The 26,093-nt window shown below is 65.0% G+C and carries 25 protein-coding genes; 11 read left to right on the top strand and 14 right to left on the bottom strand.

Annotation, left to right across the window (positions count from 1 at the left end):
- Positions 1–66 precede the first annotated feature (66 nt).
- Positions 67–750 (bottom strand): phosphoserine phosphatase SerB, encoded by a 684-nt coding sequence (gene serB / locus WD012_RS00220; protein WP_339561820.1) that lies wholly within the window; start codon positions 748–750, stop codon positions 67–69.
- Between the two features lie 37 nt (positions 751–787).
- On the opposite strand from serB, the gene WD012_RS00215 reads away from it, so the two are divergent.
- The 6 genes from WD012_RS00215 (at position 788) to pafA (ending at position 7,636) form a co-directional block, all read left to right on the top strand.
- Positions 788–1,516, top strand: a complete 729-nt coding sequence (locus WD012_RS00215; protein ID WP_339561819.1) for a DedA family protein — start codon at positions 788–790, stop codon at positions 1,514–1,516.
- A 33-nt stretch (positions 1,517–1,549) separates the two neighbouring features.
- Positions 1,550–3,211: a proteasome ATPase gene (gene arc, locus WD012_RS00210; protein ID WP_422614325.1), complete on the top strand. Its 1,662-nt coding sequence runs from the start codon at positions 1,550–1,552 to the stop codon at positions 3,209–3,211.
- Between the two features lie 41 nt (positions 3,212–3,252).
- Complete coding sequence (dop, locus tag WD012_RS00205) at positions 3,253–4,866, top strand: depupylase/deamidase Dop (RefSeq protein WP_339561817.1); 1,614 nt, start codon at positions 3,253–3,255, stop codon at positions 4,864–4,866.
- A gap of 136 nt (positions 4,867–5,002) precedes the next feature.
- A complete protein-coding gene (locus tag WD012_RS00200; protein WP_339561816.1) occupies positions 5,003–5,839 on the top strand; it encodes an inositol monophosphatase family protein in 837 nt (278 codons plus the stop codon).
- A 91-nt stretch (positions 5,840–5,930) separates the two neighbouring features.
- Positions 5,931–6,122: a ubiquitin-like protein Pup gene (locus WD012_RS00195; protein WP_339561815.1), complete on the top strand. Its 192-nt coding sequence runs from the start codon at positions 5,931–5,933 to the stop codon at positions 6,120–6,122.
- Positions 6,122–7,636: a Pup--protein ligase gene (gene pafA / locus WD012_RS00190; protein ID WP_339561814.1), complete on the top strand. Its 1,515-nt coding sequence runs from the start codon at positions 6,122–6,124 to the stop codon at positions 7,634–7,636. Before WD012_RS00195 ends, pafA begins: the two co-directional genes overlap by 1 nt.
- A 147-nt stretch (positions 7,637–7,783) precedes the next feature.
- Here the strand turns inward: pafA and WD012_RS00185 are convergent, their stop codons facing one another.
- The 12 genes from WD012_RS00185 to WD012_RS00130 all read right to left on the bottom strand — a co-directional run bounded on the left by WD012_RS00185 (position 7,784) and on the right by WD012_RS00130 (position 20,430).
- Positions 7,784–8,065 (bottom strand): HU family DNA-binding protein, encoded by a 282-nt coding sequence (locus WD012_RS00185; protein WP_015450672.1) that lies wholly within the window; start codon positions 8,063–8,065, stop codon positions 7,784–7,786.
- Positions 8,066–8,194: 129 nt separating this feature from the next.
- Positions 8,195–10,687 carry a lysylphosphatidylglycerol synthase transmembrane domain-containing protein gene (locus tag WD012_RS00180; RefSeq protein ID WP_422614320.1) on the bottom strand — a complete coding sequence of 831 codons (2,493 nt, stop codon included), beginning with the start codon at positions 10,685–10,687 and terminating at the stop codon, positions 8,195–8,197.
- Between the two features lie 169 nt (positions 10,688–10,856).
- Positions 10,857–12,302 (bottom strand): adenylosuccinate lyase, encoded by a 1,446-nt coding sequence (gene purB, locus WD012_RS00175; protein ID WP_339561813.1) that lies wholly within the window; start codon positions 12,300–12,302, stop codon positions 10,857–10,859.
- Positions 12,303–12,365: 63 nt separating this feature from the next.
- Positions 12,366–13,898 carry an alpha/beta fold hydrolase gene (locus WD012_RS00170; RefSeq protein WP_339561812.1) on the bottom strand — a complete coding sequence of 511 codons (1,533 nt, stop codon included), beginning with the start codon at positions 13,896–13,898 and terminating at the stop codon, positions 12,366–12,368.
- Positions 13,898–14,173, bottom strand: coding sequence for a hypothetical protein (locus WD012_RS00165; protein WP_339561811.1), 276 nt, complete (start codon positions 14,171–14,173; stop codon positions 13,898–13,900). The genes WD012_RS00170 and WD012_RS00165 overlap by 1 nt, the downstream gene beginning before the upstream one ends.
- Positions 14,174–14,268: 95 nt before the next feature.
- On the bottom strand, positions 14,269–14,865 hold the full coding sequence (locus WD012_RS00160; protein ID WP_339561810.1) for a DUF6466 family protein: 597 nt from the start codon (positions 14,863–14,865) through the stop codon (positions 14,269–14,271).
- Complete coding sequence (locus tag WD012_RS00155; RefSeq protein WP_339561809.1) at positions 14,862–15,875, bottom strand: VWA domain-containing protein; 1,014 nt, start codon at positions 15,873–15,875, stop codon at positions 14,862–14,864. Before WD012_RS00155 ends, WD012_RS00160 begins: the two co-directional genes overlap by 4 nt.
- Positions 15,872–16,966: a vWA domain-containing protein gene (locus WD012_RS00150; protein ID WP_339561808.1), complete on the bottom strand. Its 1,095-nt coding sequence runs from the start codon at positions 16,964–16,966 to the stop codon at positions 15,872–15,874. Before WD012_RS00150 ends, WD012_RS00155 begins: the two co-directional genes overlap by 4 nt.
- Positions 16,963–17,514: a hypothetical protein gene (locus WD012_RS00145; RefSeq protein ID WP_339561807.1), complete on the bottom strand. Its 552-nt coding sequence runs from the start codon at positions 17,512–17,514 to the stop codon at positions 16,963–16,965. Before WD012_RS00145 ends, WD012_RS00150 begins: the two co-directional genes overlap by 4 nt.
- A complete protein-coding gene (locus WD012_RS00140) occupies positions 17,511–18,458 on the bottom strand; it encodes a DUF58 domain-containing protein (protein ID WP_339561806.1) in 948 nt (315 codons plus the stop codon). The genes WD012_RS00145 and WD012_RS00140 overlap by 4 nt, the downstream gene beginning before the upstream one ends.
- Positions 18,455–19,480, bottom strand: a complete 1,026-nt coding sequence (locus tag WD012_RS00135) for an AAA family ATPase (RefSeq protein ID WP_422614319.1) — start codon at positions 19,478–19,480, stop codon at positions 18,455–18,457. The genes WD012_RS00140 and WD012_RS00135 overlap by 4 nt, the downstream gene beginning before the upstream one ends.
- A gap of 140 nt (positions 19,481–19,620) precedes the next feature.
- Complete coding sequence (locus WD012_RS00130; protein ID WP_339562081.1) at positions 19,621–20,430, bottom strand: uracil-DNA glycosylase; 810 nt, start codon at positions 20,428–20,430, stop codon at positions 19,621–19,623.
- A 165-nt stretch (positions 20,431–20,595) separates the two neighbouring features.
- On the opposite strand from WD012_RS00130, the gene WD012_RS00125 reads away from it, so the two are divergent.
- The 3 genes from WD012_RS00125 (at position 20,596) to groL (ending at position 23,516) form a co-directional block, all read left to right on the top strand.
- Positions 20,596–21,267 (top strand): LytR C-terminal domain-containing protein, encoded by a 672-nt coding sequence (locus tag WD012_RS00125; RefSeq protein WP_339561804.1) that lies wholly within the window; start codon positions 20,596–20,598, stop codon positions 21,265–21,267.
- Between the two features lie 103 nt (positions 21,268–21,370).
- Entirely contained in the window at positions 21,371–21,574 is a 204-nt protein-coding gene (locus tag WD012_RS00120; RefSeq protein ID WP_339561803.1) for a cold-shock protein, read from the top strand.
- A 316-nt stretch (positions 21,575–21,890) separates the two neighbouring features.
- Positions 21,891–23,516, top strand: coding sequence for a chaperonin GroEL (gene groL / locus WD012_RS00115; RefSeq protein WP_339561802.1), 1,626 nt, complete (start codon positions 21,891–21,893; stop codon positions 23,514–23,516).
- A gap of 157 nt (positions 23,517–23,673) precedes the next feature.
- On the opposite strand, the gene WD012_RS00110 is transcribed toward groL, so the two are convergent.
- Complete coding sequence (locus tag WD012_RS00110) at positions 23,674–23,967, bottom strand: WXG100 family type VII secretion target (protein WP_339561801.1); 294 nt, start codon at positions 23,965–23,967, stop codon at positions 23,674–23,676.
- Positions 23,968–24,069: 102 nt separating this feature from the next.
- Between WD012_RS00110 and WD012_RS00105 the strand changes: the two genes are divergently transcribed.
- Together WD012_RS00105 and WD012_RS00100 are read left to right on the top strand one after the other, a co-directional pair.
- Positions 24,070–25,143, top strand: coding sequence for a TPM domain-containing protein (locus tag WD012_RS00105; RefSeq protein ID WP_339561800.1), 1,074 nt, complete (start codon positions 24,070–24,072; stop codon positions 25,141–25,143).
- Positions 25,127–25,876, top strand: a complete 750-nt coding sequence (locus tag WD012_RS00100) for a response regulator transcription factor (protein WP_339561799.1) — start codon at positions 25,127–25,129, stop codon at positions 25,874–25,876. Before WD012_RS00105 ends, WD012_RS00100 begins: the two co-directional genes overlap by 17 nt.
- Positions 25,877–26,093: the final 217 nt, after the last annotated feature.

Here is a 26,093-nt window from a genome sequence, read left to right as displayed (position 1 = left end):
TGTCCCGCGTTGCCTGCTTGCGCCGACGCCGAGCGTGCCGTCAGCGTCGGCACAAGCGGATTGGGGCTAGTCGCGCGCCAGGAGCCCAAGCACCTGGCACAGGTCGCGTTCGTTGATCGCGATATCGGCGGCAAGCTGTACCTTCGGTTTCGCGCAGAACGCAATACCGAGACCGGCGGCCTTGATCATCGGGATGTCGTTGGCGCCGTCGCCGACCGCGACCGTCTGCGCCGCGGGGATGCCATCCTGTCGCGCCCAAGCCTGCAATGCGTGCAGTTTCGTGGTCTTGCATACGATTTCACCGAGTACGTTGCCGGTCAGCCGGCCGTCGACGACCTCGAGCCGGTTCGCCAGCGCATGGTCGATCTGCGCGTCGTCGACCAGCCGGTCCACGACCTCGTGGAACCCGCCGCTGACCACGCCGACCGTCCAGCCATGCTCATGCAACGCATCAATCAAATCCAACGCGCCATTGGTGAACGTGACCCTGTGGTATACCTCGTCGAACACGTTCACCGGCAGCCCGGCAAGCAGTTTGACCCGCTCGCGTAGCGCCTCGCAGAACTCCAGTTCGCCGGCCATCGCACGGGCGGTCACGTCGGCGATCTGCTCGCCCACGCCGGCGGCGACACCCAGCTCGTCGATCACCTCCTGGTCGATGAGCGTGGAATCCACGTCCATCACCAGGATGCCCGGGCGGGCCAGTGTGGGGTTGGATTCGTTCGGAGCTTGCAAAGGTTCATCGGTCATGCCTTCGATTGTCTGAAAATACTGGGACAATACCGACATGCGTGTTTATGCTCTTGCGACCACTGCCCCCATGTGCGACACATCCGACGGCGGCCTCATCGGCACCATCACCGCATGGCTGGTGAGTCTGATGGACTCCATCGGCGGCATCGGCGTCATGCTCGCCATCGCACTCGAATCCATCTTCCCGCCCATCCCCAGCGAGATCATCCTCCCGTTGGCGGGGTTCACCGCTTCCCACGGCACCATGTCCCTGCCGGCGGCCATCATATGGGCCACGGTCGGTTCGCTTATCGGCGCGTTGACCTTGTACGGCGTGTCGAGACTTGTCGGGTTGCATCGCATCCACCGGGCCGCCGACATCATTCCCGGTGTCAGCCGGAACGACGTCAACCGGGCCAGCACATGGTTCGAACGCTACGGCACATGGTCCGTGCTCATCGGCAGGATCATTCCCGTCGTGCGTTCGCTGATCTCGATCCCCGCGGGTTTCAACCGTATGAACCTGCTGCAATTCAGCGGCTGGACCCTGCTCGGTTCGGCCATCTGGAACACCGTGCTCGTCACCGCCGGCTACCTGCTCGGTGATAACTGGTGCTCGATCCTGGGCGTGCTCAACGTGTTCGAGGATGTCGTCATCGGTGTCGTCATCGTGATCGTGCTCGCGTTCATCGTGCCGCGGGCGCGTAAGCTGGTTGCCGGCAGGCGCGCGCGTGCCGGCGAATCCGACAGCGTGCCGGCGGCGGATGACATGCAGGAACGGTGAATGACAACATCACCGTTGGAAAGCGAGACGACCATGAGCGATGACGAGACGAAGGCGTTACCGGGCCAGGGACTATCCGGCGGCCGCGGGGACGAACAAGCCGACACGCTCAAGGCCCGGGACCGCGCGTTGGATGAGCTCGCCCAAGCCAACGACCAGCTCATGGCGAAGAACCATGCGCTGGCGGCCGCGCTCACCCGTGCGAGCCAGGAGCTGACGAAAGCCAAATCCCAGCTCGGCCAATTCGCCCAGCCGCCCCTGAACTTCGCGACGATGGTCGCGGTCGAATCCTGCACCACCGATGACCTCGGTGTCCAGCATGCGAGCGCGGAGATCCTGTCCGGTTCCCGTCGCATGATCGTCCCCGTCGCCACGAGTTTGCAGGCATCGCGCCTGAAGCCGGGAGATACGGTACTGCTCAACGAGAATATGGTGATAGTCGGGCGCAGGGATGCCGACCGCCTTGGTGCCGTGCTGCAAGTCAAGCAGGTATTCGCGGACGGCCGGGTGCTGGTCGCCGATGCCGGCGGTGCTTCGCAGGTCGTCCGTCCGGCGACGGTGTCGCTCGGATCGTCGCTGGAACCCGGGGACCGCGTGCTGGCTGATGCTGCCCGTCGGTTCGTGCTCGACGTGTTGCCTGCCGAAGAGGAGGCCGATCTGGTGCTCGAGGAGACCCCGGATGTCACGTTCGAGGATATCGGCGGCCTTGACGAGCAGATCGGGCGTATCCGGGACGCCGTCCAATTGCCGTACCAGCATCGGGAACTGTACCGCAGATATCATCTCAGTGCCCCGAAGGGCATTCTCCTGTATGGCCCTCCCGGCAATGGCAAGACGATGATCGCCAAGGCCGTCGCGCATGCGCTCGCCGAGGGGACGGACGTTGGGGCCGGGGTGTTCCTGTCGGTCAAGGGCCCTGAGCTGCTCAACAAATACGTGGGCGAATCCGAACGGCTGATCCGCCTGATTTTCCGTCGTGCGCGCGAACGGGCGGCCGACGGGCGCCCGGTCATCGTGTTCATCGACGAGATGGATTCGCTGCTGCGCACCCGCGGCTCGGGCGTCTCCAGCGACGTGGAGACGACGATCGTCCCGCAGTTCCTCGCCGAGCTTGACGGGGTGGAACGCCTGGACAATGTGATGGTGATCGGCGCTTCGAACCGTGTGGACATGATCGACCCGGCGGTTTTGAGGCCCGGGCGGCTCGACGTGAAGATCCGCATCGATCGGCCGCGCGAGCCGCAGGCATGCCAGATCGTGCGGCATTATCTGACCGATGACCTGCCGCTGGAACCCGGGGTCGATGTCGGCGCGCTGGTCGGGGTGCTGGTCCATGACCTGTACGCGCACGGCGAACACCGGCATGTGGCGGATGTCCTCGACGATTCCGGGGTGTGGTCCCCGCTGTATCTAGGCGATGTCGTCTCCGGCGCGATGCTCAAGAATATCGTCGACCGTGCCAAGACCCGTGCGGTCAAGGCGTCGATCGAGACAGGAGAAGACGTCGCGCTCAGTGTCGGCATGCTTGCCGAGGCGGTGGACGGCGAGTTCCAGGAAACGCGTGATGCCGTGCTTGACGCCGATCCAGTGCAATGGTCCCGGATCAACGGGATTGCCGGCGGCCGGGTGACGCGTATCAGGCCGGCGGCGGGTTATGATGCCGGTGTAGACGAGGCCGGTGCAGACGGCGAGTAACCGTTTCGCATGATGCAGGTGCGGCGAATCGAGGAGGTTGCATGAGCGTTCGCAGGGTGATGGGGACGGAAACCGAGTATGCGGTCAGCCGACCCGGCGATGCGCACGCGAATCCGGTGCGTCTGAGTTTCGATGTGGTCGCAGCCGCCGATGATGGCACGCGCGGTGATATCCGCTGGGATTACCGGCAGGAGGACCCGGTCAACGATGCCCGCGGACACCGGCTGGAGCGTGCCGCCGCACGCCCTGATATGCTCACGGACGCGCCCCAGCTGCATATCACCAATATCATCGCGCCCAACGGCGGCAGGGTGTATGTCGACCATGCGCACCCCGAGTATTCCGCGCCCGAGACGACCGACCCGTTCGAGGCCGTCCGCTACGACCATGCGGGCGACCTCGTCATGCGTCATGCGGCGCAGGAGGCGTCGCGTCGATCCGGCAGACCGATAGTGCTGTACCGCAACAATGTCGACGGCAAAGGGGCGAGCTGGGGCACCCACGAGAACTACATGATGCTGCGTGCCGTGCCGTTCGACCAGGTCGCGGCGCTCATGACCGCGCATCTTGTCACCCGCCAGCTGTATACGGGCTCCGGGCGTGTGGGGCTGGGGGAGCGGTGCGAACACGCGGGTTTCCAGCTCAGCCAACGCGCCGACTATATCCATATGCGCGTGGGATTGCAGACCACCTTCGACCGGCCGATCGTCAACACGCGCGACGAATCGCACAGTACCGATGCGTACCGGCGTCTGCATGTGATCGTCGGGGACGCCAACCGTATGGATGTGCCGCAAGCGCTGAAACTCGGCACGACCAGCATGCTGCTGTGGCTGCTGGAGGTCGCACCCGAAGTCTCCTATGACGTGGACGGCCTGCTCGCATCGGTGGCGCTGGACGATCCGGTCGCCGCGATGCACGAGGTCTCCCATGACTTGACGTTGGGTGTTCCGTTGCGGCTCGCCGATGGCGGGACGATGACCGCATGGCAGATCCAGGCCAGACTGCTCACCGCCGTGTTCGAAGTCGCGGCGATGCGGTACGGCACCGACAGCCAGGGCATGCCGGTATGGCCGGACGGGCAGACGCGCCGGGCCATCGGATTGTGGCGCCGGGCCCTCGCCGATGTCGCCGCGGTCCGCCACGCGGATGCCGATACCCGACTGGCTATGACCGACGAAGGATCGCGCTTGGAATGGCTGCTCAAATGGCAGCTGCTGGAACGGATGCGCCGCCGGCTCGCCGCTTCGGCCCCAGCGCGGCAGACCTCGTGGGCGGATCCCCGGCTCGCCGCACTCGACCTGCGTTGGGCGGCCCTGGACCCGAAGGTCTCGCTGTTCGACGCGCTCAAGGCACACACCGAGCGGTTGGACGGGCCGGATGCCGATGCGATGGTCGCCGAAGCCGCCGCGCAAGCCCCGGATTCGACGCGCGCATGGCTGCGGGCCCATATCGTCGGGCAGTTCACGCCGCAGGTGGTCGCCGCATCATGGTCGCGGCTGACGGTACGCGAAGCGGATGGTTCGCTGTTCGGCTTCGATATGTCCGACCCGTTGGCGTGGACCCGGGAACGTTGCGAACACGCCGTGCGCGACGGCTTGGCTACGGGCGAATCGGCGGCGGACGTGCTGCGTGGCATCATCGGTCAACGGTAGAATACCCCCGAAAGGCCCTGACTGCGCAGGACGGACCGTCGGCCGCCGCGCCGCCGGTTCCGGTGCCGCGCAGACCGGATAGACCGCAATGTATACAAGCCGGATTGAATCCCATAAGACAGGTGAAGGTGAGGACATGGATCTGCAACAGCTGGCGCTCGAAGCAGCTCGTGTGGCGCAGGATGTAGGCAAGCATGCGTTCCAGGCGCAGGCGAATCCATCCAGTATGGTTCAAGCGCGCATTCCGGATGTTCCCGGTGAACCTCCAGTGCTGCCGGTCAACGAGCGGCTGGTGCCGTTCATCGAAAACCGCTTGACCTATCTTGGCCGGTTCAACGGCTTCTGGCATGACCGTCCGGAGCACTGCCGGCCGGGGGAACACTATTGGTGCGTCGGACGTATCGACGGCGCCATCAATTTCGTGCGCGACATGTCCGAATGGACGGTGACGATCTCACTGTTCGAGATCGACGAGCATGGGGGTGCGAACCCGGTGCTCGGCGTGGTGCACGCCCCGGCGCTCGACCTGACGTATCTCGCCGCGCGAGGCAAGGGCGCGATTCGTATCTGGAACACCCCGTTCGGCAACAAGCGACAGAAGATCATCCCCACGACGCGTGCCAGACTTGAAGGTTCCGTCATCAGTTTCGGCATGTCCTACGTGCCGTCGGAATCCGAACGCGCGCTGCACGTTGTCGCCGCGCTCGCCGGCAAGCCCGCGGATATCAAGCGGGTCGGCCCGGTTTCCCTCGACATGTGCCGTGTGGCGGACGGCACGTATGACGCATATTTCGAGCCGCACCTGCATTCCTGGGACATTCCCGCGGTGTCCGCCGGCACCGTGGTCGTCCGCGAGGCGCAGGGCCAGGTGTCACGCTGGGACGGGCAGGATATCCGCTGGCGCGAAGAGAATGATGTCGTCGCCAGCAACGGGCTGTTGATCAACCAGTTGCGGCCGTATCTGCACGGCTGACCGCCGGACGGCATGCGGTCACGCCCAACCGTGCACGCGGCAAGACGGTAGTGTTGTCATCAGGCAACAGATGAAGATGAAGGAGCTGGACATGCCACAACAATATGCGCAACCAGGCGATCAGACGCGCGAACGGCACGAGGATGCGCCGGCCAGCCTTGAACGGGCGCAAGCCGAAACGCACACGGATGCGCTCGACGCGGTACTTGACGACATCGCCGGCACGTTGGAGACCAACGCGCAGGATTACGTGAACAGCTTCGTGCAACAAGGCGGCGAGTGATGCCGCAACTGCGCGACAGCACCACCCATGCCGGCGCCGGATCAGACGGTGCCGACACGGCGCATTCGCCGCAATTCGGCACGGGTGCGCGCATTTTCGGCATCGAAACCGAATACGGCGTCGCCATCACGGGGGCCGACCGGCATGTGGATGCCCGGCAGGTCGCCGCGACGATGTTCCAGCCGGTAGTCGTCCGGTCACGGTCGACCAACACATACCTGTCCAATGGGGCGCGGCTGTACCTCGATGTCGGCTCACACCCCGAGTACGCGACCGCGGAGACGCGCGACCCGCTCGACGCGCTGGCACAGGATCTTGCAGGCGAATGGGTGATACGCCGGCTTGCCGATCAGGCACAGCGGCGCATCCGCGTCAAGGCCGGGCGGGATTCGAGCATCCACGTCTTCAAGAACAACGTCGATTCCGCAGGCCACGCCTTCGGCTGCCATGAGAACTACCTGGTACGGCGATACGTGCCGCTGGCCGTCATCGAGCGTGAGCTTCTGCCATTCCTCATCACCCGGCAACTGTTTTCCGGTGCCGGCAGAATGACCGGACACGGATTCGAGCTCTCCCAGCGCGCCGACTATCTGGACGAGGCGGTCTCGTCGGCGACCACGCGCGCCCGGCCAATGGTCAACACGCGTGACGAGCCGCACGCCGATCCTAGGGAATTCCGCCGCTTGCATGTAATCATCGGCGATTCCAACCGCTCCCAGTTCGTCACCTTCATGAAACTCGCCACCACGCATCTGGTGCTCGGGGCGATCGAAGCAGGTGTACATGCAGGACGACCGACAGGATTCGGGTCCTGTGCGCTCGCCGACCCGAATGCCGCGAACCGGGCCATCAGCCGCGATATCACCGGCACGGCAGGCGTACGGCTTGCAGCCGATCGCGACGGAAACGACGCGGCATGGCATCGTCAGGGAACCGCCAGCGCACTGGATATCCAACGACGCTACCTTGATATTGTCACCCGCGCGGTGCAAGACGACCGGGATGCCGTCGCCGGATCCCTGCCGCGCACCGATGTCGACCGGGTGCTTGCCCAGTGGCGGGAACTGTTGGATCTGGTCGCCGCGGGGGATGTGGATGCGCTCGCGGAGCGGCTTGACTGGGCGGCGAAGTATCGGCTGTTCAACGCGGTGCGGCGGCATGACCCGCATGCGGACCTGTGGCGTATCCAGCAGCTGGATATGGATTACCACGATATCGTCAACGGCAGCGTCTACCCGTCGCTGGTCCGTCGCGGCATGATGCGGACCCTCATTGGCGAGCACGATATCAAGGATGCGGTCGAGCATCCTCCGCAGGACACGCGTGCCGCGCTTCGCGGGCGTTTCGTCCAGGCGGCGTTACGGCATGGAGCGCAGTTCTCATGCGATTGGACTCGTTTGACGCTCACCCAGCCGGCGCACGACGAGGTCGTACTGCTCGACCCGTTCGATGCGGCATCGACCCCCCGGTTCGATGCGCTGCTTGCACGGGTGGAACAGGCGGATACGCCCTGAGGATCCACGCTGCTGTGCGGGCCTGTCTGTGAGTGCCCGGCTGTGCGTGTCTATATCCGCGCGGATGGGCGGATATGTGAAAACCCCGGCCGCGAACGACCGGGGTTTTCACATATCCTGCTGTCACAGGGTGATGCTGTACTCAGCTCACTCGGCGACGGCCTTCTTCAGCAGGGAGCCTGCGGAGATGCGCACGCCGTAGGAAGCCGGGATCTTGATGGTCTCACCGGTACGCGGGTTGCGGCCGGTACGGGCAGCACGCTTGACACGCTCAGCGGAGAACAGGCCGGTGAGCTTCAGGCCTTCGCCGGACTTCATTGCCTCGACGAACACATCCTGGAACGCATTCACGGCGGCTTCGGCCTGAGCCTTGGTCAGGTTGGACTTCTGAGCGATCTTCGAGACGAGATCAGACTTGTTGTATGCCATAAAGCATCCTTCTTGGTCGGGGGCCTCCATATTCCTGGAGACCATGTCAAGAGACGATAATAGCGCACGTTTGAGAGAAACACGGCTGTTTTCGGCGGTTTTCCGCCGTTTTTTCGCAAATTGACACATTCAGATGAGGTTGTGCCGGTCGAGCCAGTGCATGGCGAGGGCGCCGATCGGGATACGCAGCCAGTAGAAGCAGACGCGGTACAGCAGGGTCGCCGACAGGGCGACCGCCGCGGGGACGCCGACGGATGAGAATGCGAAGGTGAGCGCGGCCTCCACCGCGCCCAGACCGCCTGGGGTTGGCACCGCCGAACCCAGGGTGTTGGCGAGGATGAAGATGAACATCGTCTCGATGGGGTTGGTCCGGTAGCCGAACGCGAGCAACGCCGCCCAGAATCCCAGGCCGATGGCCACGTTCAAGACGATCGCCCCGGCGATCGCGATGGCGAACTCCTTGGGTTTGGTGAGCATTTCCAAGAGCTGGCGGGCATACGAGCGGATGATCGGCAGGTAGGTGGTGATGACCCGCTTGCGCACCGGCGGGATGATCATGGCGAGCGAGACCACCAGGGCGACAATCGCGATGGCGATGATGAGCGTGTTCGTCGGCACCATGCCGGACAGCGTATTGCGGCCCGAGAAGATGCCGATGCCGATGAGCAGGACGACGGTCGTCAACGCCTGGGACACCACCACGGCGCTCATGATGGCGGTCGCCGCCGTGTTCTTGTACCCGCTCCTGCGTAGGAACTGCAGGTTCACGAAGGCGGGGCCCACGCCCGCAGGCATGGACACCGCGGTGAATCCGGATGCCGCCTGCGAGCAGAAGATGCCGAACCAGTGCCGGCGCCCCTGGTCCATGAATGCGGCGAGGGTCAGTCCGGTGCCCAGCCACGCGATGACACTGAAGACCATGCACAGCAGCGCCCACCACGGGTTGGCGTTGCGCACCGCCTGGATCATCGCGTCGGGGCGCAATTGGGTGAACACCACGGCGATGGCGACGATGGTCAGGGTCAGCGCGATGAACGATCGGAGGCTGAACCGGGAAAGCGTGACGGTTTCCAGCTGTTCGTCCGCATCCTGGGGTAACAGGGCCTTGAGTCTGTCGCGCAGGCCGCCCAGCAGATGCTTGTCCCATCCCTCGAGCGCGCGGGTCGCCGCGGGGACGGCGGCTTTCTGGACGAACGGCGCGATATCGATGAGCGTGTTGTCGCCCCAGGTCTCGCGGGCCGCGGCGACGGCCCGGTCGATACCGATGACGGCGGACAGCAGGGCGAGCAGCTGCACCTTGTCCAAGGCGATGTTGGCCTGGCTGCTGGCGCAATCACCGTTCTGCCAGCCTGCGACAATCGGGTCGGTCCCGTTGAGCGTGACGATGCAATCCGGGGTGATCCGGCGATGCGTATACCCGCGGCTGTTGGCCGTACCCACATAGGTGAGCAGGCTGCGCGCCTGGGCGTCGTCGAGCCAGCTCAGGTCGAAGGGACCGGGGGTGTTCCCCGCGTCGAAGACCAGCACCGAGGATTCCCCGGAATCTGTGACGCCATAGGCTTGCGGGGTCGGCAGGCCGATATGGCCCAGGCCGAGGAGCATGGACAGATGATGGTGCATGGCATCCTGTGCGGACCGGTCGCGCCGCACCACCACACCGTTGAGCCGGATCCACTGCCACAGCTGGCTGAGATACCCGGCGCTGTGCTTCTGGTTGTCGAGTACCGAGACGATGTAATGGGAACCGTCTTCGCCGGTCGCGTCATAGATGCGCGAATTCTCGATGAGATCGTCCTGCACGTTTGCCTGGATGACCGCATGCTCGTTATTGGCGTCTTCCCGCCGGTCCAGTACGGTCACGTGGATGCCGATGTCCGCGAGGGCCTGTGCCAGATGCCTGCCCCACGTCCCCTTGTTCTCGCTGCCCGATGCGAAACGGATCAGCATGCCGATGATTCTGGCGAGCGCGAAGGAGACCAGCACGCCCGGCAGGGAATGCCACGAGACCATGATCATGATCGCCGCGACCACGTACAGCGCGTTCCAGCCCCATTTCACGGTCGAATGCATGCGACGGGGGCCGGCGACGGTCAGGAACGCGCCGAGTCCCGCATACATGTCGGGCAGCAGGGAGATGGGGGAGGCGCCTGTCCCGTTCGAAGCCAGCGCCGAGATGAGGTCGAGGCTGCCGGCGGCATGGAGCCCCGCGCTCAGCAGCGCGCAAGCAGCGTAGCCGCTGAGCAGGGCGATGATGGATATGACCGAATGCAGCCATTCGCGGTTCACCAGGATCTGGATCAGGACGCTGATGACGATGCATACGGCGGTCAGCTGCTGCAAGAGCGTGGTCGGGACGTCCATCAGCCAGTCGAGCGCCTGGCCGGCGTTGCGCGCATCGGTTTCCACACCCTTGGTCATGCCGTTGAGGTAGGCGGCGACCAGCAGGACGACAACCAACGCCAGCAGGGCGCCGACCGCATGCAGCAGATCGGTGAAATCGCGGGTCCGTTTCGGCGGGGTGTCGTGGATGAGCGGCGTTTCCGCCTGGTGTTCCGCCTGTGGGTCCTGTGCCGTCCGCTGGCTGTCCACGTTGCTGGTCGATGATGCTGGGCTGTGTTGCACGGCTGGTCTTTCCGAAAAGTGAACTGATGGATGGTATTCCGGGTGTCGTACGGGCATATCGGTATAACGCCATGAAGGCGCGCCACCGTTTCAAGCCGGTGGTGCGCCTTCACGGCGTGGCGGTATCACGCGCGATGGTGCTGCCGCCGCGCATCATGCCGGTGACGTGTCACTGCCGGTCGTAGTCGACCAGGCGGGATGCCGCACCCGTATAGGTCGCCGGGGTGAGCGCCTTGAGCCGGCTGGCCGTCGCCGGGTCGAAGGACTGTTCGTCGATGAAACGCTCGACGTCTTCCTTGCCGATGCTGTGGCCGCGCATGAGTTCCTTGACCTTCTCGTACGGGTGGTCCATGCCGGGCTCGCCCGCGAGTTCGCCGGCGCGCATCGCCGTCTGGATCGGCTCGCCGAGCACCTCCCAGTTCTCGTCCAGCTCGCGGCGGATGACGATCTCGTTGGGGTGGATGGACCTGAGGCCGCCCAGCAGGTTGGTCAGTGCGAGCACCGAGTATCCGAGCGCGGAACCGATATTGCGCTGGGTGGTCGAATCGGTCAGGTCGCGCTGCCAGCGGCTTTCCACCAGCGTGGCGGACAGGGTGTCCAGCAGCGAGCAGGAGATCTCGAGGTTCGCCTCGGCGTTCTCGAAACGGATCGGGTTGACCTTATGCGGCATGGTGGAGGAGCCGGTGGCGCCCTTGACGGGCTCCTGGGCGAACACGCCGCGGGAGATGTACATCCACACGTCCACCGCGAGATTGTGCAGGATACGGTTGGTGTGGCTGATCGTGCCGTAGAGCTCCGCCTGCCAATCGTGGCTTTCGATCTGCGTGGTCAGCGGATTCCAGGTCAGGCCCATGCGGTTCGTGACGAACTCCTCGGACACGGCGATCCAGTCGACATCCGGCAGTGCCGCCAGATGCGCGCCGAACGTGCCGGTGGCGCCGTTGATCTTGCCGAGATACTCCTGCTCGCGCACATGCCTGAGCTGACGGTTGAGCCGGTGGACGAACACGGCGAGCTCCTTGCCGAGGGTCGTCGGGGTCGCCGGCTGACCGTGGGTCAGGGCGAGCAGGGACATGTCGCGATACTGGTCGGCCTTTTCGGCCAGCAGATCGACGATCGCCTGCGCGTCCGGCAGCCACACCTGCTCGACCGCGTTCTTCACGCACCGGGCGATGGACAGGTTGTTGATATCCTCACTGGTGCAGGCGAAATGCACCAAGGTCTTCAAGTGGGTCAGCTGCGTATCGGCGCCGAGCGTGTCCGCCGCCTTGTCGAGCTCATCGTCGATATAGTATTCGACGGCTTTCACATCATGATGCGTGACCGCCTCATGCGCGGCATGACGGGCGATGCCCTCGGCGCCGAACCGCTCGGGGATGTCTCGCAGATACGCCTGCTCGGCCTCGCTCAGCGGCTTGACGCCCGGGACGATCGGCTGGTTGCCGTTGCCGGCGAACCCGTTGGCCAGCAGGATCATCCATTCGACCTCCACGCGCATGCGCTCGCGGTTGAGCGCCGGCTCGCTCATGTATTCCACCAGGGGCGCCGTCTGCTGGTGGTAGCGCCCGTCAAGAGGGGTCAGTGCGATTGCTGGGGTGATATCAGTAAGCTTCATACTGCTCAGGATACTTCCTACCGTGAACCGGACCGCCGCTCGGCATCCGCCCGCCGGCACGCGTCACCGGGCCATCCGTCCCTGCCAGTAGCTCGTCTCTTCCAGCTCGCCTGCGATAACCTGCCGGAAATGCCGGTCATGTGAGGCTACCGCGCCGGAACCGAGCGCCGAGGCATTCGCATAGGCGGCCTGATGGAACGTGAGATAATGCGAAATCTGCCTCTCCGTTGTCGCTCCGGCGACAGGCTCGGCCAGCGTGGGGGCGCGGCCGTCATCGCGCGTTGTTTCGGCGACCGAACCGTGGATGGTCAGCCAGCGCTCGCCAACCGGATTGGCGGCTCCGTCGAGCGCCGGCACCAGCTCGTCGTCCATTTCGATGCTGGTGGTCCATGTGTCCCCCTTGATGGGATGGTTCGCCACCGGCGAGCCCGCGGTGACGATATGGCGGATGTTGTACTCGCTGTCCGCGGCGAGTGCCGCGGCGACGATACCGCCTTGTGAATGCCCGATGATGGCGACGGGATCGTCTTGCCCGACGCCGGCGCGTTCCATCGCTGCAAGCACCATGCGGGCGCTGTCTGCCTGCATCCGTGTTTCGGCTTGCGAACTCATGAGCTCGACGTTCTGGGGCCAGCCGAATGGGGAATCGGCATGCCCGTCGGTTCCCGGAACGATGACCAGCCATGCCGTGCTGCCGTCCGCGCGCCGGTACCGCTGGATGGCGATGGTCGCGTATGACAGCCCGTTGTCTTCGCCGGTGCCGTACTGGTGTTCGGCAAGGGAGCGAAGCTGCACGATCGCCCCGGCGATATCGTCGGCGTGACGGACGACCTGCCGGGGCGGGTACCGTCTGCTCAGCTCGATGCGGTTGCCTTGCCGGCTGTCGTTGAGCTGCGCGCTGATCGACGCGAGTTGTTCGGCGGCGATGTTGACGCTGTTCTTGGAGAGCATGCCGCGCAGCGGATCGGCTGCCGTCATGCCGGAACCCGGCCGGAAGAGACGTGACCTGGCGATGCCGCCGAGCACGACCATACTGAACCCGCGCATGAGGGCCTGATGGTAGGGCGCTGTGGCATGCAGCGCATCAGGCAGGATCTGCGACCTGTCGTCGCCGGTGATGGCCACGCCGATGGAATGCAGGATATCGCCTGCCATGCCTTTGAGCGCGGCTGAAGCCGTAGACAGGGGATCATTGGGGATATCGCCGCAGGCCCGTGCCGCTCTGGCTTCGGCGTCCGTATACAATCCCTGTGCGCGCGCCACCAGCTGGGCCAGGGTGTCCAGACGCTGCGAGGCGGTCGAGCATGTGCGTATCTGGTCTTTGCATGTCTGCGTCAGCGTGACGATGAATGACAGTCGCGGCGTTGCCGCTGCAGCCCACGAATCGTTCGGCCACGAATCGCGGTGGGTCGGGCATGCCAAGACCTGCAGACGGGTGCGGGTGAGCTGGTCCAGCAACGCCGACCATGCCGCTGACTGGGCGGCGAACCGCAGCGACGTGTCGGCGAGGGCGGTGATCAACGCGCTGAACTGCTGCGCGTCGGCCACGCTGAGCGGCACTCCGCCCCTGATTCGCGAGGTGACTTCCCAGGGCATCAGGCCGCCTCCTGACGGATGGCCAGCATGGTGTGCGTACGTTGCCGGACATCCTCATTCATGCGGATGATGGCTGTCATGCTGTCGCGCATGAGTGTGGCCGCCTGGCCATGCCAGTCGATGGATGTGGCGAGCGCCGCCGCGTCGGTGAGCATGGCAGTGCAGCGCCCGGTGTCTGCGCAAGCGGTATCGAGATGGTTGAGGGCGCCGGTGATCGTTGGCTGGCAGGTGCATGCGGTCGCCGGACCGGTGTGATTGATGACATGGTGGTTCATGTCATCAATCACACCGCACACGTCCGCGCGATGCACGCCGATCGGGGCAATGTGGTCAGAAGACGATACGGGTTCGGCGGGTCACCATGGTTGCGTCACCATGGTTTGACGGTGGCGCCCGGTGAGGGCGTGGTGCTGTTGGTCGTCGAGCTTGATGAAGGCGATGGTGATGCCGATTTGTTGGATTCGAGCAGGTCTTGCACTTTCCGGCGCTGTTCGTCGCTCAACCCGTCCGATGACGATGGACTCGGGGAGCCGGCCGGGTCTGACGGCGAGGCGTTGGCTGAATTGTGCGAGGATGGAGAGCCGGATTGCTGCGTGGCGAGCTCGGCTTGGATCCGCTTGGTCAGCGTACGCGAGATGGCGCTGTTCGTTTCGATGCTCGTCTTGAGATTCGGTGCGAGCACGGCGCTCCACGACTGCGCCTCCTTGAATTGCGCGTCGGCCTGTTCCTGGCGGGCCGCCAGCGTGGACCAGTCGGCGGTGGGGGAGGCGCTGGCCTTGAGGTCGGCGTTGAGGCTGCGGGTCGCCTGGTTATAGGAGTCCTGCGCCTGGATGTTGGCTACGGCGAGGACGGCGCCAGCTAGGGCGGCCGCTGCGAGCGCCGCCAGGATGATCCGTACGGCGAGCGGGGCGCGCGCATGCCGACGGGGCGTCTGCCGGCGTTCGGGTCGTTGCGGTGTGTCGCTCATAGCAGTCTCCTTGACAGTCCGATCCAGGCGCCGAGCTCCCAGGCGAGCAGCGTGCACAATGCGATGGCGATGGGCCAGACCACGGGGGTGGCGCGTTGCCGTGTCTTCGCGGTGGTGCCGGTTCTCCACTGTTTCGAAGCGGCGGGCAGCGCATTGGTCACGGTGTGGCCGGCGTCGAGCATGATGGCTGTGCCGCCCAGCTCGTCGGCGATGGTGTCGAGCGTGTCCTTGTCGAGTTTCGACACGCCCGGCTGGCCTGTGGCGGGGTCGGTGACCCAGGTTTCGCCGGCGCCGTCGTCCGAGCCATCGGCGGGGATGTTGCCGCCTGCGGCCGATCCCGTTCCCATGACGAGCGCATCGGTGACGTAACGCCGCAGTGACGAGTAGGTGCGGCGCGTGGTGGTCGAGGTCTGTTCGCCGTCGCTGATCAGGACCAGGACGATGGTGTCGTCCGTATGACGCTGCCGGATGTCCTTGAGCGTGAGCAGGAGCTTGTCAAGCGGCGTGTCCAGCGAGGAACCCGATGACGCGGACGTAGGTTCGACGCTGAGCGAATCCGCCCAATTGTCGATGGCGAGCGTGTCGGGGGTCAGCGGCACGTCGAGCGAGGCGCTCGCACCGAATCGCAGCGCCGAGAAACTGGCGGCTGGGTAAGCCTTGGTCAGGTCGTGCACGACCCTGGTGGCGGCATCCAGGCGGCTGATGGTCCCGCTGTCGCCATAGGCCGCGTCCTTGACCGCCATGGAACTGGTCGTGTCGACCGCGATGACGATGTCGGTGGCGTTGACCGCCTTGCTGGTCGTCGTCGCCACGGTGCTGGGGGTGAGCGCGGCGAGCGCCACGAGCAGGCAGATGAGCGTGCGCCGGATGCATGAGCCGACGGTCTCGTCGCTTGACCCGTGGGTGCGCAGATGGATGACGATGCCGGCGACGGCGCAGACGGCCATGGCGGTGGCGATGGCGCAGCCTGCGGGCCAGCCGAGTGCGGGGGAGAGTGTCCAGGTGCTCATCGTCTCAGCCTCCAAGCGAAGACAAGCCATACCAGGACGCACACGGCGAGGGCGAGTATCCACCAGCCCGGGGCATCGTCGACCGCGGATTGGGCGTCGCGTTCGTTGCGTGCGGCATGGCGCTGTTCGATCTGCCGGACCAGCGATTCGATGGACGAGCCGTCCGCCTGTGACATGAAGGTGCCGCCGTGCGACTCGATCCCGGTTTTCAGGGCGGTGGTCGTCTCGTCGGACAGGCTTTCCTTCGCTCCGGCGTAGATGGCGTCCACGCTGATCGACGCCTTGGATGCCAAGTCGAGCGCCTGCTTGAGCGTGTAGGTCTCCTGGCCGGAGGCGACATTGTCGGTGGCGAGCACGATGGATGCGGAGCGTCGCCGTGCCGTGCCCGATGCGGTGTCGCCCGTGGAGGCGGCGGATGATGCGCCGCCGTAGGCAAAGCCGGGGAGCATCGCCGCGCAGCTGACCAGCCCGTCGCCGATCAGTGAGGTGGCGTTGGTCTTGTTCTGTGTGCCGTCAAGCCAGTCGGAGACCTTCTGGTAGTCCTGGTCGCTCATATGATCGATGTCGTCCTGGGTTTGCACGCCTTTGAGGATCGACGCCGCGGATTTGAGCTGGCCGGTCACGAGCGTGTAATCGTCGGTCAGGGGGAAGACGGTGCGCGATGTCGAATTGAAGATGCTCATGCCGATGCGCTCGCCCTGGAAGGTGGAGGCGAGTTTGAGATACGTGTCGATGATCTGCCGGTCGTAGGGCAGGGTCGAGCCCGAGACGTCAAGGCAGAGTACGATGTCCCGGCTTGAGGCCTGCTCGCGCCCTGCGCCGATCCGTGACGGCCGGGCCACCAGGGCGATGGACAGGATAAGCGCGATGGTGAGCGCCGATGCGGCGATCCGCCCGAAGATGCGCCATCGGTGAAACAATGCCGAGGCGTATTCGGTGTTGAGGTCGTCGTCAAGGCTGTATGATTTGAGGCTCGTGTCGCGTCTGTCCGCACGGCGTTCGCGCCACAGCGCCAGCGCCATGGCCGCGCTTGCGATCGCGAATGCGGCGACGATGGCGATGCATGCCGCCCAAGGCCATTGCCATCTCATCGGCGCCACCTTTCGATCAGTGTGGATACCCATTCCGCGCCCTGCTCGACACTGGTCGTGCGGGCGGCGTCATTGTAGCGTTCGTCGGCGAACTGCGGCGGGTAGAGCGCCGCGATGGTCTGCCTGAGCAGAGTGAATCCCTCCTTGCCTGTGGTGGGCGGCGTGGCGCGGTTGAGGTCGGACAGGGTCTGTGTGGCCATGGCGGTCCCTGACATGCCGGACGCGTATTGCCTGGCGATGGCCGCAAGCTGCGTGAACGCCTGGTCGCGGGTGATCCGCCCTGCGCGGTAGCGTTCCACGACCGCGTCGATACGCTGGTGCCAGGCACGGTTGCCGCCGGCGGGATGGTGCACGCCGCGGGGGTGGGACGCCCGAGGGGGCGTGGTGCGTTGCCGTGACAGTACGACGATCAGCGCGATGAGCAGACAGGCGACGGCGAGGCTTCCTGCGAGGATGGCGATGAACATTGCGGTCTGGTCGAGTTCACTCACCGGTTTGAGGTCATCGAGCTTGATGGCCGGCGTAATGGAGAGGGGAATGCGATTCATGCGCGCCTTCCATGGGTGGCGGTCGGGCCGGTCGGGGAGGACAGCCCGGTGCCGGCCAGTGACAGGGAGATGGTGTGGATGAAGGTGTCGAACATGGCTTGGCTTGACGGGGCTCGCATGAGCATCCCGCCGCCGGCGTGCAGCTCCGATTCCAGCTGCGCGGCGAGATACCGCCGATGGGTGTCGACTTCGCCCGCGCTTGTGGTGTTGATAAGGAATGCCGGCAGCCTGCGCCCGGTATCCGCGTCGGCCACATGCCGATGCCGTGCCGTGAACGGGTTGATGGTCGCCACGTCGATGAGCACGACCGGGTGGAAGCGTGCGATGGTGCGCAATGAGGCGAGCTGGCGGTCCCCGATGGCATGCTCGTCGGTGGCCAGCACGATGAGCGCGTTCCTGTCGGTGATGCGCCTGGCGTAGTCAAGCAGGGCGTCCATGTTGCGCGGGTGGGCCCACGCCTGGTCCAGGGCGCGCTGGAGCATGCCTTCGAACTGGGCGAAACCGCCATGGAAGGGCGCTCTGGTGATGCTGGACGAGTCTGCGCATACCAGCGAGATATCGTCGGAACGTCTCAGGCTGAGCGCCGCGAACATGCGCAGGCCGTTGGCCGCGACCTGCCAGGCCTGCTCCCCGCTTTCGCATGCGCCGGTCATCTCCTTGCCGGTATCGAGGAGCATCCACACCCGTGAGGTGACCTGGCGCTGCCGCTGCACGACCATCGGCCTGCCCGAACGCGCACTGGTATGCCAATCGATGCGCCGTGCCTCGTCTCCCGGCTCATAGGGGCGGATATCCATGATGTCGTCGCTGCCGAAGCGCCGGTTCGAGGGGTGTTCCCCTTCGATGACGCCCATGGCGCGTCGCACGGTCGGCAAGGTCAGTGTGGTGGCGAGCGCCTCGATCTTGCGTCTGATCGTGTCCTCGCCCGTCATGCGGCCGGTCATGGCACCGGTACCGTCGCGACGACGGAGTCGACGACCTGGTCGCTGGTCACGCCGTCGGCGAGCGCCTCGAAGGTGAGCAGGATGCGGTGCCGTAGGATTTCGTGGGCGAACATCCTGATGTCTTCAGGGATGACGTAGTCGCGTCCGGCCAGCAGGGCCGCCGCCTGGCCGACACGGATCAGGGCGATGGACGCGCGGGGGCTGGCGCCGAGACGGACTTTCGCCGACAGGCCGGAGATCGGTTTGGTGCCGGCGCCGCGCGAGGTCGCTGCGATATCGACCGCGTATCCCATGATCGCGTCCGATACGTGGACGCGTCGGGCCGCGGCGCGGAGGAATTCGACGTCGGTGAGTGAGAGGGTGTCGCCTTGCAGCAGCGCGGGGTCGACGGTGTCGCGGCCGCGACGTGCGAGCATGGCGAGCATCTGTCGTTCCTCGTCGGCGCTGGGGTAGGTCATGACTGCTTTCATGGTGAACCGGTCCATCTGCGCTTCGGGCAGGTTGAAGGTGCCTTCCTCCTCGATCGGGTTCTCGGTGGCGATGACCATGAAGGGTTTGGGCAGTGCTATGCGTTCGCCGCCGATGGTGGTGGCGCCTTCCGCCATGGCTTCGAGCATGGCGGACTGGGTTTTGGCGTTGGACCGGTTGATTTCGTCAAGCAGGACGAAGTTGGCGTGGATGGGTCCGATCTGGGTGGTGAACCGTTGTGTGGAGAAGTCGAAGACCTGGGTTCCCACCAGGTCGGAGGGCATGAGGTCGGGGGTGCATTGCACGCGTTTGAAGCTGCCGGAGACCGAGGTCGCCAGGGTCTGGGCGGCTGTTGTTTTCGCCAGGCCGGGCACGGATTCGATGAGGATGTGCCCGCCGGCGACCATGGTGACGATGAGTGCTTCACGCAGATGGTCCTGGCCGATCAGGGTCTGGGCGAACCGTGCCCTGATATGGTCGGCGAGCTGTCGGGCCTTGTTGAGGTCTTCGGGGGACAGTCCCGCCGATGTCGTCGCCGCCGGCTGTTGGGGCATGGGTGGTATCGGTTGCGCGATGTTCGGTTGTGGTGGGAATAGTGCCATGGTGTGCGCTCCAACGGTTGATGGATGGTCGGGTGTGCGACCCGCGGCCGCGACCTGGTATTCCAGCATAGTAGCGGACGGAGCCGGTCCTCTCACAGCAGAGGCGTCATTGGCGGGCGTGCGGCGCTGCCGTCGTCGGCTGCGGGGCTGTCGGCGGCGTCCGGTGCCGGCACGGCGCCGTATGCGGGGGAAGCGGCCGGAGGCAGGGCCCAGTCCACGGGTTGCGCGCCCATCGCCACCAAGGCCTGGTTCGCGCGGGAGAACGGACGTGACCCGAAAAATCCTCGTGAGGCCGATAAGGGGCTGGGGTGGGGGGATTCGATGACCGCGGCGTTGGTGAGCAGCGGCTTGAGGGTCTGCGCATTACGGCCCCAGAGGATGGCGACCAGCGGCTTGGGGTTGCCGTGCCCGTCGGTGCGTGCGTTGAGCGCGCGGATCGCGGCATCGGTGATGTGTTCCCAGCCTTTGCCCTGATGGCTGTTCGGGCGTCCCGCCTGCACGGTCAGGCATCGGTTGAGCAGCATCACCCCGCGCTGCGTCCACGGGGTCAGGTCGCCGTTGGCGGGTGCCGGTACGCCCAGGTCATCGGACAGCTCCCTGTAGATGTTGACCAGGCTTTTGGGTAGCGGGTGCACGTCCGGGGCGACGCAGAAGCTCAGGCCCACCGGGTGTCCCGGGGTCGGGTAGGGGTCCTGCCCGACGATGAGCACCTTGATGCTGTCGAAGGGAATGGTGAAGGCGCGCAGGATATTGTGCGAGGCCGGAAGATAGTGGCGTCCTGCAGCGATCTCCCCGCGCAGGAAGTCGCCCATGCGGTGTATGTCCGGCTCCACGCCGGCCAGCGCCCGTGCCCATCCCGGGTCGACGAGCTGGGACAACGGTTTGACATGAGGGGTATTCATGTCCTCTACTCTATTCATGTCTTCTACTCTATGGCGTATCCGGACGTCCACGGCGCCCGTGACGTGACGAAGCTGTGGATATCCGACACGGTGTGCGCGGATTGGGGCGGGCGGCCCATGAGACCATGTACACTCGATGGTGAATCCATTCGAAAGGGACTGCATATGGCACGCAAAGACCGGAACACTGATGAGTCGTACGCGGAAGACGTGTTCGACAACCCGCCTCAGGGTCCTGTCGGTGTTCATCGCGGCAACCGTTCGGTCATGGCGCGCCTGGTGCCGTTCCTGATCGTGGTTGTCGTCGCCGCGGTCGCCGGTCTGGCGGTGTGGGCCGTCATGTCGGGCGAGGGCATGAAGGCCATGCCGTGGAAGAGCACGGCGACATCCTCGCAGAAGGTGTCTTCGTCGGCGTCTTCCAAGGCGTCCGCCTCGGCGTCTTCCTCGGCGTCCGCTTCCGCGTCGTCATCCGCTTCCGCCAGCGAGTCGGCTTCGGCTTCCGAGTCCGCCTCCCCGTCACCGTCGCAGACCGCTTCGGATTCCCCGTCGCAATCGCCAACGCCGGCGGCGGCGAACCTGGCGACCCAGGTGCGCGTCGTCAACGGCACCAAGAAGACGGGGTATGCGGCTGCCCAGGCATCAACCCTCCAAAAGGCCGGGTATTCCAATGTCGTGGCCGCCAACCCGTCCGGCAGTCTGCCGAGCGCATCGGTTGTCTGGTATCAGAACGAGGCCGATTCGGCGACTGCCCAGGACGTTGCGGCGAAACTCGGCATCTCCAATGTCAGCCAGGTGTCCAACCTGTCCGCCCCGGTCGTCGTCGTACTGATGAACTGAGCCTCGGCGTTTCTTCGCCAACCGCCGCTACAATTGGGCACCAGATGGGCGGCCGTCGGCGTGTATGGGGCGCCGGGCCGGTTCCATGCAAGGGGTGGTCGAAATGGCACAAGGCACAGTGAAGTTTTTCAATGCGGGCAAGGGGTACGGCTTCATCGCCCCTGACGAGGGAGGAGAAGACGTGTTCGTGCATTATTCCGTGATCCAGCAGGACGGTTTCAAGAAGCTCGACGAAGGCGACCGTGTCGAATACGAGGCGGAGCATGGCCCGAAAGGCTTCCAGGCCACCACGGTGACCAAGCTGTGATGCTTGCGCTGTCCTGATGGTACAGGCGCCCCGGGCGGGCGCCTGTTGTGTTGTCCCCGGCATGCGCGATCGAGTAGGTCGTCGCACGGTCCGGGGTTTTTCTGTGGTATCACCGTCGATATTCCCGTTGTTCGCGGTCGACACGCGTTTCATGCCAACAGCGCAATACCGGCGACGATGTTGGCACTCGAGGTCCGAGAGTGCTAATGTCCCAATTAGCACTCGGAAGCCGAGAGTGATAACCGGCAGCTGACGGTCGGGCGAACTTTGGGCCTCGGGTGGAAGACCATACCGTGTAGCCATATGTGGAGGAACAATGGCAAAGATCATTGCATACGACGAGGAAGCTCGCCAGGGAATGCTCGCGGGTCTCGACAAGCTCGCCAACACCGTCAAGGTCACGCTCGGCCCGAAGGGCCGCAACGTCGTGCTCGACAAGACCTACGGCGCTCCGACCATCACCAACGACGGCGTCTCCATCGCCAAGGAGATCGATCTTGAGGAGCCGTACGAGCGCATCGGCGCCGAGCTCGTCAAGGAAGTCGCCAAGAAGACCGACGACGTCGCAGGCGATGGCACCACGACCGCTACCGTGCTCGCCCAGTCCCTGGTCCATGAGGGCCTGAAGAACGTGGTCGCCGGCTCCAACCCGATCGCCCTGCGTCGCGGCATCGAGAAGGCCACCGACGAGATTGTCAAGGAACTGGTCGCTTCCGCCAAGGATGTGGAGACCAAGGACCAGATCGCGGCCACCGCAACGATTTCCGCTGCTGATCCCGAGGTCGGCGAGAAGATCGCCGAGGCGCTCGACAAGGTCGGTCAGGATGGCGTCGTGACCGTCGAGGACAACAACCGCTTCGGTCTCGATCTCGAGTTCACCGAGGGTATGCGCTTCGACAAGGGCTATATCGCCCCGTACTTCGTCACCAACGCCGACGACCAGACCGCAGTGCTGGAGAACCCGTACATCCTGCTCACCTCGGGCAAGGTGTCCAGCCAGCAGGACATCGTCCACCTCGCCGACCTGGTCATGAAGAGCGGCCGTCCGCTGCTGATCGTGGCCGAGGACGTCGACGGCGAAGCGTTGCCGACCCTGATCCTCAACAAGATCCGCGGCACGTTCAACACCTGCGCGGTCAAGGCCCCCGGCTTCGGCGACCGTCGCAAGGCCATGCTGCAGGATATGGCCATCCTCACCGGCGGCCAGGTCGTCTCCGATGAGCTGGGCCTGAAGCTCGACTCCATCGATATCGACGTGTTCGGCACCGCGCAGAAGGTCATCGTCTCCAAGGACGAGACCACCATCGTCTCCGGCGGCGGCTCCAAGGAGGACGTGGCAGCCCGTGTCGCCCAGATCCGTTCCGAGATCGACAACACCGATTCCGACTATGATCGCGAGAAGCTGCAGGAGCGTCTCGCCAAGCTCGCCGGTGGTGTGGCCGTCATCAAGGTCGGCGCCGCGACCGAGGTCGAGGCCAAGGAACGCAAGCACCGCATCGAGGACGCCGTGCGCAACGCGAAGGCGGCCGTCGAGGAGGGCCTGGTGCCCGGTGGCGGTGTCGCGCTTGTGCAGGCCGCCAAGAAGGCCGAGAAGAGCGAGGCTCTGGCTTCGCTGACCGGCGAAGAGGCGACCGGTGCGTCCATCGTCTTCCGTGCTGTCGAGGCCCCGATCAAGCAGATCGCCGAGAACTCCGGTGTCTCCGGTGACGTGGTCTTCAACAAGGTGCGCGAGCTGCCGGAAGGCCAGGGCTTCAACGCCGCCACCAACACCTTCGAGGATCTCATGGCCGCGGGCGTCACCGACCCGGTCAAGGTGACCCGTTCCGCGCTGCAGAACGCCGCCTCCATCGCCGGCCTGTTCCTGACCACCGAGGCAGTGGTGGCCAACAAGCCGGAACCGAAGACCGCGGCTCCGGCCCAGGGCGCTGACATGGGCTACTGATCCCTAGGGACTGGTTCATCAATCCTGGCCCGTGCCCGCATCCGCGGGACGACGAGGGCAGGATTTGCGCATAGACGTGCGCATAGACGCATTGAGGGGCGTCGGCGGGAAACCGTCGGCGCCCCTCAATGTTTGCCGGCCGCATGCCGGCGGGGCATCACGACACGGCGAACAACCGCGAAGCCTGCGCCTCGGCGTCGGCGTAGACAGTGGATGCCTGCGTCAGCGACATGCCGATCGCCTCAAGGGATGCGTCCATCTGCTGCTGGGCCGCCCGCCATTGCTGGATCACCCCGGCGAACTGGCTGGATGCAGACCCGCTCCACACGCTTTGCAATCCGTCAAGATTCGCGTACATTCCTTGCACCGCCTGCCGGATCTGCTCGATGGACGAGCGTACGGCGGCGCTTGACGACTGGATCTGTTCGCTGTCAACCCGATATTGTGGCATGATGGTCCTTTCTCTATGCCGTCCGGGGACGGTTCTGGCATGGTTGGTGCAGACCGGAGGCCTCTGCTGCGCTTGGCGAAACCGGCCGCTACAGTGGAGCCTATGCGTTTGTTGAATAAGTCTCACGTCCACACGGGATATGTGGTCAGAAGACGGTGCCTGTCCGCCCGCGGCCGCAGCGGGTATCATGGCGTGCCCCGCCGTGCCGTGATACTGCCGCTGATACTCGTATGCCTGCTCGCCGTGGCGTTTCCCGCTGTCGGGTTTTCCGAGGTGGCCTGGGCCGATGACGCGTCAAGCGCAAGTCCTTCGGCGTCGGCTTCGGCGTCGGCTTCGGCGTCGCAGTCCGCCGACGCGGATTCCTCGTCGGGAGCCACGCTGAGCACCGATATCACCGACCCGAACAACCTGCTCGGCGAGAACGTGACCGCCGTGACCGATGCCATCACGAACACCAAGAAGGAGTACGGCGTCTCGGTGCGTCTGCTGTACCTCGACACCTTCAATACCTCAGACAAGCCGGACACCTGGGCCAGCAGGCTGTTGCAGTCGACGGACCCGTCCCCCAACACGGTCATGCTGGCGGTCGCCAGCCAGGATGGCAGCCTTGTCGTCGCCGTGTCGAGCAATTCGGACGCGTGGCTGAAAAGCCAGTCGACCGTGGATGAGCTGTCGGCGGCGGCCCAGGAGCCGCTGGTCAAGAAGAAGACCCCTGACTGGTCCGGGTCGGCCATCGCGATGATGAACAGGATCGGCGACATCAAGGAGACCTCGACGTCGCGCGGCACGAAGGTGGCGTCCACGGCGATCTACGCGGGGGTGGCGGCGCTGATGGTCGTCCTCATAGCCGTCACTGTCATCCTCGCACGCAACGCCCGGGGTGCGCATAGCCGTGGCGGCAGGCAGCACCGGTCGCGTCGGGCCCGGGCACGCCGCGCGGCCAGAACGGGTCGCGACAACACGCAGACACCGGGGTACCGCGAGTATGCCGACGATGGGCAAACAGCCGGTTCATCCGATAGTGAACCGCAGGGGGACGATGCTTCAGCCGGCCAGGTGACGCAAACCATTGATGTCTCTGCCTATCTGGAACGTTTCGCACAGCAAGACACAGGACATTCTCAGGAAACTCGAAGACATAAGAGGAATGCTGGTCATCATGAGCAAACCAATTGAAGCATCCATCGTAGTTGTCGATGACGAGCCGTCCATTCGCGACCTGCTGGTCGCCTCGTTGCATTTCGCCGGATTCGAGGTGACCACCGCCGCCTCGGGCTCGGAGGCGATCGAAGTCATCGAGAAGGTCCATCCCGACCTGATCGTCCTCGATGTCATGCTTCCGGATATCGACGGGTTCACCGTAACCCGCCGCATCCGGCAGGAGGGCATCGACTCGCCGGTCCTGTTCCTCACCGCGCGCGACGACACCCAGGACAAGGTCATGGGACTGACCGTCGGCGGGGACGACTACGTGACCAAGCCGTTCAGCCTCGAGGAGGTCGTGGCCCGCATCCGCGCGATCCTTCGGCGCACCAGTCACCAGGAGGCCGACGATCCGATCATCCGCGTCGGCGACCTCGAAATCAACGAGGACTCCCACGATGTGACGCGCGCCGGTGTGCAGGTCGATCTGAGCCCCACCGAATACAAGCTGCTGCGCTATCTCATGGACAACGAGGGCCGCGTACTATCCAAGACGCAGATCCTCGACCATGTCTGGCAATATGACTGGGGCGGGGATGCGGCGATCGTCGAATCGTATATCTCCTACCTGCGCAAGAAGGTCGACGGCGTGGTCGTCGAAGACGAGAACGGCGACAAGCACAAGGTGACCCCGCTGATCGAGACCAAGCGAGGCATCGGCTACATGATCCGCGCGCCGAAGACGTCGCCGAAGAAAGACGCCTGATGCAGGCCGAGCAAGACACGCACCAGCCGCAATCCCCGCAATGCGCCCACACCGCAGGCGGGGATTGCGCGTCCGCGACCGCGAAGACCGCGTCCGGCCATGCAGGTCAAGCGGCATCATGCGCGACGGCTGTCCAGGACGATCCCGGCACGTCAGACCAGCATGCCGCCGGCGAGGCTGCCGACTCGCGCATCAGGCGTCTGCCCAAGCCGCTCGC

Origin of the sequence: Bifidobacterium thermophilum (assembly GCF_037482445.1) — a bacterium.
In the GTDB taxonomy this organism is placed as follows: Bacteria; Actinomycetota; Actinomycetes; order Actinomycetales; family Bifidobacteriaceae; genus Bifidobacterium; species Bifidobacterium thermophilum_B.
This window is presented reverse-complemented; position numbering and strand designations above follow the sequence as displayed.